Raw genomic sequence first — 13397 nt, forward strand, 5'->3', positions numbered from 1 at the left:
GTAAGAAATTACGTTGAGTGTTCACACAGATTGCTTGTTAATGAGCAAACATATCCTGCCTTGTTGCAGTGATATCGTTCTTTAAAAATTTGGAAAGCTGATAGTGTTAATCTGAAAGGGATAACAACTACGATTTATCGTATTGTTATTTATAGGATTAACGCGAAATTAAAAAATTGAGTTCTAAACACTTAAACATTAAGTGTCTTGGCTTGTGACTTAACGGTTACGAGTTAAAAATTCTAATTTTGGCGAAAGTAGAAACCATTAGTTACGATACGACTGTTTTGAGCTTACCCGCTTAAAACAACGGATATCTCTCATAGAGACTTATTTGGGTTGTATGGTTAAGTGACTAAGCGTATATGGTGGATGCCTTGGCAGTCAGAGGCGATGAAGGACGTAGTAACTTGCGAAAAGCGTTGGCGAGCTAGTAACAAGCATTTGAGCTAACGATGTCCGAATGGGGAAACCCACATGCATAAGCATGTATCTTTAACTGAATTCATAGGTTAAAGAGGCAAACCCGGGGAACTGAAACATCTAAGTACCCGGAGGAAAAGAAATCAACCGAGATTCCCCTAGTAGCGGCGAGCGAACGGGGATTAGCCCTTAAGCGTAGAGGGTGTTAGTGGAATGTGTTGGAAAGCACAGCGGCACAGGGTGATAGCCCCGTACATGAAAACTAACTTTACGTGAAAACGAGTAGGACGGGACACGTGACATCTTGTCTGAACATGGGGGGACCATCCTCCAAGGCTAAATACTCCTGACTGACCGATAGTGAACCAGTACCGTGAGGGAAAGGCGAAAAGAACCCCTGTGAGGGGAGTGAAATAGAACCTGAAACCGTATACGTACAAGCAGTGGGAGCGGTTCTTGAGACCGTGACTGCGTACCTTTTGTATAATGGGTCAGCGACTTACATTTTGTAGCGAGGTTAAGCGAATAGCGGAGCCGTAGGGAAACCGAGTGTTAACTGCGCGTTTAGTTGCAAGGTGTAGACCCGAAACCCGGTGATCTAGCCATGGGCAGGTTGAAGGTTGAGTAACATCAACTGGAGGACCGAACCGACTTATGTTGAAAAATGAGCGGATGACTTGTGGCTGGGGGTGAAAGGCCAATCAAACCGGGAGATATCTGGTTCTCCTCGAAAGCTATTTAGGTAGCGCCTCGTACGAATACCATTGGGGGTAGAGCACTGTTAAGGCTAGGGGGTCATCCCGACTTACCAACCCTTTGCAAACTCCGAATACCAATGAGTACTATACGGGAGACACACGGCGGGTGCTAACGTCCGTCGTGAAAAGGGAAACAACCCAGACCATCAGCTAAGGTCCCAAAGTTATTGCTAAGTGGGAAACGATGTGGGAAGGCTTAGACAGCTAGGATGTTGGCTTAGAAGCAGCCATCATTTAAAGAAAGCGTAATAGCTCACTAGTCGAGTCGGCCTGCGCGGAAGATTTAACGGGGCTAAGCAATACACCGAAGCTATGGGTACTAGTGTTTACACTAGTGCGGTAGAGGAGCGTTCTGTAAGCCGTTGAAGGTGAAGGGGTAACCCACACTGGAGGTATCAGAAGTGCGAATGCTGACATGAGTAACGATAAAGGGAGTGAAAAACTCCCTCGCCGAAAGACCAAGGGTTCCTGTCCAATGTTAATCAGGGCAGGGTGAGTCGACCCCTAAGGCGAGGCCGAAAGGCGTAGTCGATGGGAAACAGGTTAATATTCCTGTACTTCTGCTAACTGCGATGGAGAGACGGAGAAGGCTAGGCTAGCGCGGCGTTGGTTGTCCGCGTTTAAGGCTGTAGGCTGTGTACTTAGGCAAATCCGGGTACACACTAGGCTGAGAGTTGATGACGAGGTCCTAAGGGACTGAAGTAGTTGATGCCATGCTTCCAGGAAAATCTTCTAAGCTTCAGGTTAGCAGGAATCGTACCCCAAACCGACACAGGTGGTTGGGTAGAGAATACCAAGGCGCTTGAGAGAACTCGGCTGAAGGAACTAGGCAAAATGGTACCGTAACTTCGGGAGAAGGTACGCTGCCGGCGGTGATGGGACTTGCTCCTTAAGCTGCTGGCAGTCGCAGATACCAGGTGGCTGCAACTGTTTATCAAAAACACAGTACTGTGCAAACTCGCAAGAGGAAGTATACGGTATGACGCCTGCCCGGTGCCGGAAGGTTAATTGATTGGGTTATCTTCGGAGAAGCTCATGATCGAAGCCCCGGTAAACGGCGGCCGTAACTATAACGGTCCTAAGGTAGCGAAATTCCTTGTCGGGTAAGTTCCGACCTGCACGAATGGCGTAATGATGGCCACGCTGTCTCCAGCCGAGACTCAGTGAAGTTGAAATTGCGGTGAAGATGCCGTATACCCGCGGCTAGACGGAAAGACCCCGTGCACCTTTACTATAGCTTGGCACTGAACATTGAACCTACATGTGTAGGATAGGTGGGAGACTTTGAAGCTTCGTCGCTAGATGGAGTGGAGTCAACCTTGAAATACCACCCTTGTAGTTTTGATGTTCTAACCGCGGCCCTGAATCGGGGTTCGGGACAGTGCCTGGTGGGTAGTTTGACTGGGGCGGTCTCCTCCCAAAGAGTAACGGAGGAGCACGAAGGTTGGCTAAGTACGGTCGGACATCGTACGGTTAGTGCAATGGCATAAGCCAGCTTAACTGCGAGACATACACGTCGAGCAGGTACGAAAGTAGGTCATAGTGATCCGGTGGTTCTGTATGGAAGGGCCATCGCTCAACGGATAAAAGGTACGCCGGGGATAACAGGCTGATACCGCCCAAGAGTTCATATCGACGGCGGTGTTTGGCACCTCGATGTCGGCTCATCACATCCTGGGGCTGAAGTCGGTCCCAAGGGTATGGCTGTTCGCCATTTAAAGTGGTACGCGAGCTGGGTTCAGAACGTCGTGAGACAGTTCGGTCCCTATCTGCCGTGGGCGTTGGATGATTGAAGGAAGCTGCTCCTAGTACGAGAGGACCGGAGTGGACGAACCGCTGGTGTTCGGGTTGTTATGCCAATAGCATTGCCCGGTAGCTACGTTCGGAATCGATAACCGCTGAAAGCATCTAAGCGGGAAGCGAGTCCTAAGATGAGTCATCCCTAGGAATTTAATTCCTCTAAAGAGCCGTTCGAGACTAGGACGTTGATAGGTCAGGTGTGTAAGCGTTGTGAGGCGTTGAGCTAACTGATACTAATGACTCGTGAGGCTTAACCATACAACCCTGATGGGTTTTGGCCAAAAATGCTCCATGCATTTTAAGGCACTTCCTCCATCCATGGAGGGTGTATGAGACTGATGTTTTTACCTCATCGAAGTTAGAACTACTCTGCAAAGAGTGACGCTTAATGTGGTGTCGAACTCAATAATTTAATACTTACTTGCGACAGCGAGTAACAGCTTTCTAAATTTGCCAAATTTGTCTGGAAACCATAGAGCTGTGGTCCCACCTGATCCCATTCCGAACTCAGAAGTGAAACACAGTATCGCCGATGGTAGTGTGGGGTTTCCCCATGTGAGAGTAGGTCATTTCCAGGCGCCTAATTTCTCGTCAGAGAGTATTAAGCCCGTTGCTAATGCAACGGGCTTTTTTACGTCTGCAATTTGAGCTAGTTAGTGATGGTTGCAGCCCCTCATAGCGTTACACATATAGCAGTGTGGTTGATATGCTAACGTATGCCAGTGGGATGATAGCGTCTACGATTATCAGAATCAGTCTCGTCAGAGAGTATTAAGCCCGTTGCTAACGCTGCGAGGTTTATGCCTTTTTGGCTATTTGAGAATAATTACTTGCTATAGGATAGTGTGTGGCAGGTTCGCCCATCTGTCTCTCTAGAGATTAGCAATTAACGTCCTACCTTTTCGATAAAAGGGGGAACGCTAACTTTGTATCAATGATGAGACTGGTCTAGAGATCTAAGCTTGCTGCCACTATATTTTAGCCGTCGGTTAAGAATGCTTTGAAAGGAGTCTTTAAGCTTGATTGTTATTGCTTGATGAATGCCATTAAAAAGGGGAACTTAGGTTGGATATCTCAAGGAGCAATAATTAGCCTACTATTTGTGAGCTCTAGTTAATCAGGGAGCATTCAATTCAACAGTAGTAACGGGGGGATAAGAAAAGCCACCTAAAAGGGGCGGCTCTTTTGTTGGTTTTAGAAACTCATTTGCTTATTTTGCTTAAGTCCCTGAGTAATCTAGTTGTCTCCAAGCTTCGTAGCTGATGATCGCTACAGCGTTAGAGAGATTTAGACTCCGGCTAGTAGACATCATTGGAATTCTAAGTCGCTGCTCTGTTGGGATAGAATCTATGATATCTGCAGGTAAACCACGACTCTCTGGGCCAAAAAGTAACACATCATCCTGTTGAAACGTTAACTCAGAATGTGGACGACTGCCTTTAGTGGTACAGGCCATAATTCGTTTGCCCTGCATTGCTTTGAGAAATGATTCGAAATTTTTATGGTGGCTGACATTGGCCAAGTCAGCATAATCTAACCCTGCTCTACGTAACTTCTTATCTTCCAAATCAAACCCTAAAGGTTCAATAAGGTGAAGCTGGCAGCCATTGTTAGCGATAAGTCTGATGATATTGCCGGTATTAGGTGCAATTTCGGGTTCGTATAGGGCGATATGAAACATGCTGGCCTGCCTAAAATGTAAGGGCTGAGGTCTACTACAATCGTAAGTATTGGTTAGTAAATGAATTGAACATCTACTTACTTGATTGATACGAGAGACTAAGCGCTTTGATTTGATCATTATTCAAAGAGTAATGCATTATACGGCAAACAATGGGGTACTGAAAATAGCGCTGTGACGTGAGTTCGCTCGTATATCCGAGCTAGCTCGATATGCACAAAACTCAATTAGGTCTATATTGCACTATATTTGAGCTCCTTCCACTAATAGGCACTATGATGGATATCGCTAAACTCTCACGGATCAGTATGAAGCATCTAATCACCTTACATGTGATGCTTGATACGCAAAGTGTAACAGCTAGTGCTAAGCGGTTATGTTTAAGCCCCTCTTCTGTAAGTAAGACATTAAGCCAATTACGACAAAGCTTAGATGATGATCTCTTTTATCGGCATGGTAACAAGTTAGTCGCAACGCCTTTAGCACGGCGTTTAGGGCCGAATGTGCATCAGATTATTCATGATATGAACCTACTGATAACACAGGAAGAGTTTTCTCCAGCCGAATATGAGGGACGCTTCTCATTAGCTATGCGTGAAAGTACATTTGAGCTATTTGCAGCCAAATTGACAGCCAATGTACTGCAGCAAGCACCAAATATTAAGCTCGATGTATATGCTAAAGATAGCATTGGCTTTGAGGGAATAGTTAAGGGAAATTTAGATTTTATATTATTACCCCATGATAGGAGTCAGCCACCGATTTCGCAGCCAGATCTGGTATGGGAGACACTGATTCGTGATGAAATGGTGTGCTTGATGAATGCTTGTCATCCGCTAGCTGTGAAGCGCATGATTTCAATCGATGACTACCTAAATTATAGCCATATTGGGATCAGTGATAACGATCTTAATCGACCTTTTTTTGAGTTGAAACTTGAGCAGCAAGCGCTAAATCGTGCAACTCCACTATCTGTTGCGGACTTTGGAAGTGCGGCTTTGATGTGTCATCACAGTGAGCTGTTATTCACTTGTTCACGTCACTGGGCGGAAAATGCATTGCAAGCTCGAGGATTAGTGATTAAGGAGTTACCTTTTGATTATGGCGAAGTCGCTTATAGCTTGGTGTGGCACAAACAAAGTATGAATGATCCTGCCCATCGCTGGTTCTATGGGCGGCTAAAAAAGGTTACTGCTGAGCTGTTTAATAATAAAGAGCTCTAGATAGAGTCTATAGATAAGAGTTTGGCAGTACTATGTTATGCACACCGCGCTGGCAAAGTTCAGTTGCTAACTGTTTAATCTGTGCTTCGCTGCAAATTGGCCAGTTTAGTGCAGCTCCTGTCACGCCATGGTGCTGGAATGCATTGAGTTTGATCCGAACCTTTTTTGGCAAGGCTTGTAGCTGGCTCGCTACTGCGGTAACTTCGCTGTCAAAATCGCTAACTCCTGGTATATGCAGCAAGCGTACCTCATACAGTTTTCCTTGCGAGGCTAAAAACTCTATAGAATCTATAACTCGATGATTGTCTCTGCCCGTAATATAGCGGTGAGTATCTTGCAGCCATGATTTTAAGTCGATCATCGCGCCATCTAAAACAGGTAGCAATTGTTGCCAACCGCTATTACTAAGGCTGCCATTGCTATCTAACATACAGGTTAAATGTGCTAACTCTTTATCCGCTTTGATAGCACTAAACAATTTGATGATAAAAGGCAACTGAAGGCTCGCTTCCCCACCACTTATGGTGATGCCATTAAGAAACTGTAACTGTTGGCGGATAAGCGTTAGTAACTGCTCTACACTATAACGTTGAGTTTTGGGGCTAGACTGCTTAGGGCACACTGTAAGGCAAAGATCACACTGAGTGCACAATGCTTCATTCCAGATTACCTGCGGTTTATTGTTACTTGTTATCAAGCTTAGCGCTTGCGTTGGGCAGCTTGGTAGGCAATCACCACAACTATCGCATAAACCTATTGTGTGGGGGTTGTGGCAATTTTTACAGCGATAGTTACAGCCCTGCATAAAGATTACAAGCCTGCTACCAGGACCATCAACGCAAGAAAAAGGTATTATCTGGTTAACCACCGCTATATTAGTCAAAGTTTAATCCGTATAGCTTGGAGTAAATTCATGCGCTATAACTCGGGGCTGACGCAGTAAAATCTTGGTATTTGCTGCAGCCTCAGCGCCTAAGCCTGTTGTGTTAGTTCTGGAGCCTTTCTCTTTGAATTTTTCAATATCAGATAGCTTAATCATATAGCCCGTGACTCGAACTAAATCGTTTGAAGCAACATTCGCGGTAAACTCGCGGAACCCTATGCTTAATGCCCCTTTACAGAGTTGGAACATTGCTAGCGGATTTGACTTAACTGTTTCGTCAATAGTGAGAATGTCACTGATCCCTGAGGTGTAGTATTGGTGATGTTCTGCCAATGCTTGTATGTGGGCAATTGGATTGGGTTCTGTGCCATAGGGAATACGAACTCCTGGAGTAACATCTTTATCTAGACTAATTCCACCTTGAGAGTGCAGTAAAGCACGGCCGTTATAACCGTAATCAACTGGGGTTGATTTGACGATAGCATCAAGTGATTTGGATATCTGATGACCTAACTCATTTGCTTCGCGATCGTGACCATAATATGGACTTGGTTTCTCTGAGTTGGACTCCGTTAACTCTGGCTGTCCGCGCAGAATATTAACGGCTTCTGCCATGCCATAAATGCCAAACATAGGGGCAAAGCGAGACTCTTCAATTAAGCCCTCTTTGACTAAAAAGCTATTGAAGAAGTTAGACTTTTGATGAAGGAATTTACAGCGAGCATTAATTAGTTCGTAAGTTAACTCACAGTAATGTGGCAGGGTATTTTCGAAGAAGTCAGCAAGGTCAGTAGCTTTTAATGCGACCGCTTTAAGGTTAAGTCTAACTAAAGTATTCGAGCCGCCAGCAAGTGGTAAAGAGTTATAGCAGCTAACAATACCAAAGCCCTTTTTATCGTAAGCCTTGGCATGAATAGGGAAGTTGGCAATATGCGGTTTACTAGATTCACAAATATTAGATGCTGCTATTTGTAGTAATTCGTCTGGTGTTACTTGTGGATCGTACATAAATGTCAGATTGGGAGCAATTTGCTTAAGATCTGCATCAATTCTTAAAATTGTGCGACAGACGATGTTGTCGGTTGGTCCGATATTCACGTGCATAAAAGCATCTGGAAGGGTGCGATCTAGCATGATCCAGAATAGTTTTAGCTTACTGTATAGGCTTTCTGTATCAAGCCCCTGACAGAAAGGCAATAAAACTTCATCGAGCTGACCTAGATAAACTGGAATATTGGTTACTGATGGGACGTGATGGTAAATGATAGCTAATGAATTAAGTGCCTCATCTAGGTCTTTCGCAGGACTGAGTTCAAGATATTCAGAGCCTTGATGTAGATATTTTGCATAGTCAGGCAAAACATACCTAGGTTTAAACGGGGCATGGCCTTCAAACATATCGCAGATAATACCTGAGTCCATAGCCTGCCTAACAGGTTCAGACACCTCAACATAGGGCAAGCTTGAATCCGCTTCTAGCGCTAAGAAGTTAGCCTTTTGCTGTGGAGAAAGAGTTGGATCGCAGGTGATCTGAGAGAGTCGTTCTTGTAAGGTCATGGCGCAGTATCCACTAAAATATTGTGAGTACTATATTAAGACTTAGTCGAGAGGTTCTTAAAGTGAAAAGCGAGCAAGGTGGTTTTTCTAAAGTGGAAACTCGGCAGCGGAGATCGCAGATTTTGAGAAGGTAACAGCCAGATATAGTGCAGTTAACATTGACTATATTTGGCTGTGTACCTGAATCGGCCATATTCTTATAATTGTTGATCGTTTTTAAAAGAAACCAAGTGGATTAGCATCATAACTAACGAGTAAATTCTTGGTGTTTTGGTAGTGGTCGAGCATCATCTTATGGGTTTCACGGCCAATACCTGATTTTTTATAACCGCCAAATGCCGCATGGGCTGGGTAGGCATGGTAGCAGTTGATCCATACTCGGCCAGCTTGTATACCACGACCCATTCGCTGGGCGGTATTCATGTCTCGAGTCCACACTCCAGCGCCTAAACCATATTCAGTATCATTGGCGATAGCCAGTGCTTCGGCTTCGTCTTTAAAGGTGGTCACTGAGATAACAGGGCCAAAGATCTCCTCTTGAAAGACCCGCATGTCATTAGTGCCTTTTAAAATCGTTGGGCGAATGTAGAAGCCCTCACCATGCTCACCTTCAAGCTGGCAAGAGTCTCCGCCTACTAATACTTCCGCGCCTTCATTTTTACCGATCTGTAGGTAACTCAGAATTTTATCAAACTGCTCTTTAGAGGCTTGAGCACCTACTTGAGTTTCGGTATCGAGTGGATTGCTCTGCTTTATGGTTTTACTACGCTCAATGACTTTGGCAATAAATTTGTCGTAGATAGATTCTTGTATCAATACTCGAGATGGACAGGTACAAACTTCCCCTTGATTGAAGAAGGCCAGTAACATACCTTCAACTGCTTTATCGAGATATTCATCTTCATGATCCATCACGTCGGCAAAATAGACATTAGGAGACTTACCGCCTAATTCTACGGTGGAGGGGATGAGTGATTCTGCTGCACATTTTAGAATATGGTGGCCGATTTCAGTAGAGCCTGTAAAAGCCAGTTTGGCGATACGGCTACTGGTTGCGAGTGCTTGTCCTGCTTCACTGCCAAAGCCATTAACGACATTGAGCACCCCTTTGGGTAGCAGATCTTCAATGAGCTCAAGCATCACCAGTATAGAGGCAGGAGTCTGTTCTGCAGGTTTTAACACGATACAGTTGCCCGCTGCAAGTGCAGGTGCAACTTTCCATGCTGCCATTAAGATGGGGAAATTCCATGGGATGATCTGACCAACAACGCCGAGTGGCTCAGGGAAGTGGTAGCTAACAGTATTGGCATCAATATCTGCAGCGCTCCCCTCTTGAGCACGAATACAGCCAGCGAAGTAACGAAAGTGATCAACAACTAACGGTAGATCTGCTGCTAATGTTTCTCGAACTGCTTTGCCGTTATCCCATGTTTCAGCGATAGCGAGTGCTTCAATATTCTGTTCAATACGATCTGCAATTCGTAGCAAAATATTGGAGCGTTCGGTGACAGAGGTTTTACCCCAACTCTCTTTAGCTTGGTGAGCGGCATTAAGTGCAAGCTCAATATCACTGGCATCAGAGCGCGGGATCTGACAAAAAACCTGTCCATCAACAGGGGAAGGATTATCAAAGTAGCGACCATTGGCGGGCTTAACCCACTCACCACCAATAAAGTTTTGGTATTGTGATTTGAAATTAATCACTGCATCAGCTGTTCCTGGTTTGCTATAAATCATACTGTTATTCCTTGTACGTTTTTTATGCGACAACTCAGTGTAGCTTCAAAGTAATCGTCAAGGTATAGGAATAAAGTCGAGTAGTTTGTTATCAGTGGAATTGGCTATATTAAGGCTCGGTAGCTTAATTCATAGTTATGCATGAGCTTGATGCATTTATTCTATGCAAAATATGCACTTCAGTCATAGATGTTTATAGCCTATGCTCTCTCTATCAGTTTAAATAGGAACTCGTCATGTTTAACGCACTTGTATTGACCCAAGAAGAAAAGCTTACTCACGCTAACGTTCGTCAAATATCTGAGGCTGAACTGCCCGAAGGTGATGTATTGGTTGAAGTTGCATGTTCTTCTTTGAATTACAAAGATGGCTTGGCCGTTACTGGGGTAGGGAGAATTATCCGTAATTTTCCTATGGTGCCAGGTATCGATTTTGCTGGAACAGTAATCGAATCAAGCGATGAGCGTTATAAAGCGGGTGACAGAGTTATTTTAACAGGCTGGGGCGTTGGTGAAAATCATTGGGGTGGTCTAGCTGAAAAAGCGCGAGTTAAAGCTGATTGGTTAGTGCCAATGCCAGATGATTGTGACGCAGCTAAAGCGATGCAAGTTGGTACAGCAGGTTTGACTGCCATGCTATGTGTTCAGGCATTGCAGCAAGCAGGAATTAAGCCTAGCGATGGCGATGTTCTGGTGACGGGCGCCAGCGGTGGTGTTGGTAGTGTTGCGGTAACCTTGCTAGCGCAGTTAGGTTATCGCGTGGTGGCAAGCTCTGGTCGTGTTGAGCAAAACGGACCGCTATTGAGCAAGCTAGGTGCAAGTGAAGTTATAGAGCGTAGTGAGCTTGAGGTCGATGCTAGACCGCTGGAAAAACAGCGCTGGGCGGGTGTGGTTGATACTGTAGGTAATAAGGTATTAGCAACCGCATTAGCACAGATGCAGTACGGCGGCGCAGCAGCAATTTGTGGTTTAGCAGGCGGCTTTGCACTGCCAACGACCGTGATGCCATTTATCCTCCGTGGGGTAAACTTGCTCGGTGTTGATTCTGTCTCTTGCCCATTCGAAAAACGCCAAGCTGCTTGGCAAGATGTGCTTAAATTACTGCCAGCAAGTTACTATCAAGATGCTTGCGAGGCTATTACACTTGAGCAAGTACCTGAGTTTGCACAGCGTATCATTAAAGGCCAAGTTACTGGTCGAGTGCTAGTTCAGCTTTAAGCTAAAGATATATTAAAGCCCAGCTTAGTGCTGGGCTTTTTTGCGAGCGTATTATAGTACTGGGACTGTTAAGGTTCCATTTTTTGAAACACCTAACTTAGTTGTATAAGAGTAATTGAATGTAAGCTCATTCTTGCTGCTGTCAGTATCATCAGCTAAGTAGAAGTCATAGAGTGATCTTTTATAGTAGTAAGCATGTGTCGTTTTGCTTGTACCATTAGCATAGTAAACATAAGAATCGACATTCTCATTCGCAGCAACCGCAGCGACATATACTTTAGAGTTATAGTAATTATTTCCGTTAGAAATGATTTCTAAAGTCCGATTCTCTTCAGATTCAACACCATCATTAACCGATTTTGTAAAGGTTATTTCAAACTGCTCTAGTTGATTAACCGACGTTGGAAGAAATAGGTTCGTATAACCTCTGTTACCGCACCACGAACAGTCGACAGGTTCTGCAGCGGTATTCTGTTCAAACACCAATTGACCATTTGTGGTGAAGTTCTGGTTGTCGAAAGATATGTCTGCTATATCAAACTCTTTGTTAGAGTGTACGAAAGATTCAGAATCACCATGAGGGTTTTCTTGCTCATTAGAGAGTTTGTTAACAATATTTTCAACTTGATAGCTGTATTCGCCATCAACTAAAGAACTAGATGGGCTTATCATCAGTTTTGTGCCGTTTAGCATCAGCTCTGTAGTGACATCTTGAGATGTATTAACTTGACGTATATAAGTCGTACCGGGTGCAATAGAGTCAGTATCACTTTCATTTCCCGCAATAACTTCAACAGAATCGAGTTGCATCAGTGTTACTGAAGACTGCGTGTCACCATCAGTAACTAATTCAACAGGAGCTGAATAGAAAACACTATAGTTCGCACCTCGAAGTACGCTCGATAGTACACTTACTCCAGGGCTCTGGTAATTGTATCTGTATAGAGAAACAGCGATATTTAATCGGCCATCTACGAGTTCTGTTGTAAAGTACTGGGAATTGTTTGAAGAAATGCTAACGTTGTATTGACCAGCAAAAATCGAAGGTGTTACTTCTATATATGCGCTGCTATAACTGTCTTCTCCGACAATAAAACTTGGGATATTGACATCAATATCGCCACGATAATCCATATCGAGCGTGTACTGCTCAGTTGCTTCATTGAAACTAAAGAAAGTACTACCATTGTCATTACCATCAGTAGAAATTCTAGCCGATGTAAGTAAAGTGCCATTGTTATCTAATAGAGTAATGCCAAACTGGTACTTATGTGCTTCATTAATTTCGGTAAGGTAAAGGCTTGATTCTGCCCAAACTTTGCTTTCTGTTAATAGTCGGCTTGCTGCAGGGCTTAATTCAGGCTCAAAATCTCTTACACCATCATTATCAAGATCCAGTTCAGCATGTAACTCTAGCGGTAACCCTTCCGCGAGGACTAAGCTATACGTGCCAGTTGTTTCGTTGTAAGTTGCAAAAGTATCGGGTTGCACTAACTGTAAGTCGTAAGCAGATAAATATCCATTAGTCGGATTGCTATTGTATATCGGGTAAACTTTAACATTTCCTACGAAGCTGTTATCACTACTGTTAAGTAGCGTCAGTTGTTTTTCTTTGGGCGCACCAACAATGATATCACCTAGGTCTTGGTTAACTTTCTGGCCAACTCCCGCCATGGTTGTCATTGACGAATACGTCATAGATACGAAACTATTCGTCGGGCTTTCAATTCGCAGTAAGAAATCACTGTTAGCAGGCAAATTTTCAAGAAGCAATTGCGCTTCACTCAAATCAACTGCTGGTAACCAGTCTCCGGCAAACTTAATAGAAGCCTGCGCGTCAGATAGATTGACGCCATCTGTTGCAGCAATAATGTTTGCTGAAAGTGTAACAGGGGCTAAGTTTGCTTTGTTCTGTTCTTCGAGTAGCTTATTTTGTGCTTCCAGTGCAGCAACAACCGCATCATTATTACTATCTTCAACTTCTAAACAAGCTGTAAGAGATAATGTAGCAAGTAGGCTAGCCGCCAACTTGAATTGGTGTGACATAAAATACATCCTTTTATTTTTATTTAGAACTAAAGTCATAGACTTGAGCATTAAGTTATAGCGGCGCTAAAT

General features: G+C 44.1%; 7 protein-coding genes and 2 rRNA genes. 4 read left to right on the top strand and 5 right to left on the bottom strand.

Annotated elements, in window-relative coordinates:
- Positions 1-345: 345 nt before the first annotated feature.
- Positions 346-3239 (top strand): 23S ribosomal RNA (locus SWP_RS01000).
- A 204-nt stretch (positions 3240-3443) separates the two neighbouring features.
- Positions 3444-3559 (top strand): 5S ribosomal RNA (rrf, locus tag SWP_RS01005).
- 641 nt (positions 3560-4200) lie between these two features.
- On the opposite strand, the gene trmL is transcribed toward rrf, so the two are convergent.
- Complete coding sequence (gene trmL / locus SWP_RS01010) at positions 4201-4662, bottom strand: tRNA (uridine(34)/cytosine(34)/5-carboxymethylaminomethyluridine(34)-2'-O)-methyltransferase TrmL (protein ID WP_044555528.1); 462 nt, start codon at positions 4660-4662, stop codon at positions 4201-4203.
- A gap of 278 nt (positions 4663-4940) precedes the next feature.
- Here trmL and SWP_RS01015 point away from each other — a divergent pair, with 278 nt between their 5' ends.
- Positions 4941-5885 carry a LysR family transcriptional regulator gene (locus tag SWP_RS01015; protein WP_044555529.1) on the top strand — a complete coding sequence of 315 codons (945 nt, stop codon included), beginning with the start codon at positions 4941-4943 and terminating at the stop codon, positions 5883-5885.
- Positions 5886-5892: 7 nt separating this feature from the next.
- Here the strand turns inward: SWP_RS01015 and SWP_RS01020 are convergent, their stop codons facing one another.
- The 3 genes from SWP_RS01020 to exaC form a co-directional block, all read right to left on the bottom strand.
- Positions 5893-6753: a YjjW family glycine radical enzyme activase gene (locus tag SWP_RS01020; RefSeq protein ID WP_044556218.1), complete on the bottom strand. Its 861-nt coding sequence runs from the start codon at positions 6751-6753 to the stop codon at positions 5893-5895.
- An 18-nt stretch (positions 6754-6771) separates the two neighbouring features.
- Entirely contained in the window at positions 6772-8325 is a 1554-nt protein-coding gene (locus SWP_RS01025; RefSeq protein ID WP_020910441.1) for a YjjI family glycine radical enzyme, read from the bottom strand.
- Positions 8326-8541: 216 nt separating this feature from the next.
- Positions 8542-10062 carry an acetaldehyde dehydrogenase ExaC gene (exaC, locus tag SWP_RS01030; protein ID WP_020910442.1) on the bottom strand — a complete coding sequence of 507 codons (1521 nt, stop codon included), beginning with the start codon at positions 10060-10062 and terminating at the stop codon, positions 8542-8544.
- 236 nt (positions 10063-10298) lie between these two features.
- Here exaC and acuI point away from each other — a divergent pair, with 236 nt between their 5' ends.
- Complete coding sequence (acuI, locus tag SWP_RS01035) at positions 10299-11279, top strand: acrylyl-CoA reductase (NADPH) (protein WP_020910443.1); 981 nt, start codon at positions 10299-10301, stop codon at positions 11277-11279.
- Positions 11280-11330: 51 nt separating this feature from the next.
- Here acuI and SWP_RS01040 read toward each other — a convergent pair whose 3' ends face one another.
- Positions 11331-13325: a hypothetical protein gene (locus SWP_RS01040; RefSeq protein WP_020910444.1), complete on the bottom strand. Its 1995-nt coding sequence runs from the start codon at positions 13323-13325 to the stop codon at positions 11331-11333.
- Between the last annotated feature and the right edge of the window lie 72 nt (positions 13326-13397).

The organism is Shewanella piezotolerans WP3 (genome assembly GCF_000014885.1).
Classification (GTDB): Bacteria; Pseudomonadota; Gammaproteobacteria; order Enterobacterales; family Shewanellaceae; genus Shewanella; species Shewanella piezotolerans.

Excerpts from the sequence above, each read along its gene's own strand:
- acuI (WP_020910443.1), top strand. The coding sequence starts at position 10,299 with ATGTTTAACGCACTTGTATTGACCCAAGAAGAAAAGCTTACTCACGCT.
- SWP_RS01015 (WP_044555529.1), top strand. The coding sequence starts at position 4,941 with ATGGATATCGCTAAACTCTCACGGATCAGTATGAAGCATCTAATCACC.
- SWP_RS01040 (WP_020910444.1), bottom strand. The coding sequence starts at position 13,325 with ATGTCACACCAATTCAAGTTGGCGGCTAGCCTACTTGCTACATTATCT.
- exaC (WP_020910442.1), bottom strand. The coding sequence starts at position 10,062 with ATGATTTATAGCAAACCAGGAACAGCTGATGCAGTGATTAATTTCAAA.
- SWP_RS01025 (WP_020910441.1), bottom strand. The coding sequence starts at position 8,325 with ATGACCTTACAAGAACGACTCTCTCAGATCACCTGCGATCCAACTCTT.
- trmL (WP_044555528.1), bottom strand. The coding sequence starts at position 4,662 with ATGTTTCATATCGCCCTATACGAACCCGAAATTGCACCTAATACCGGC.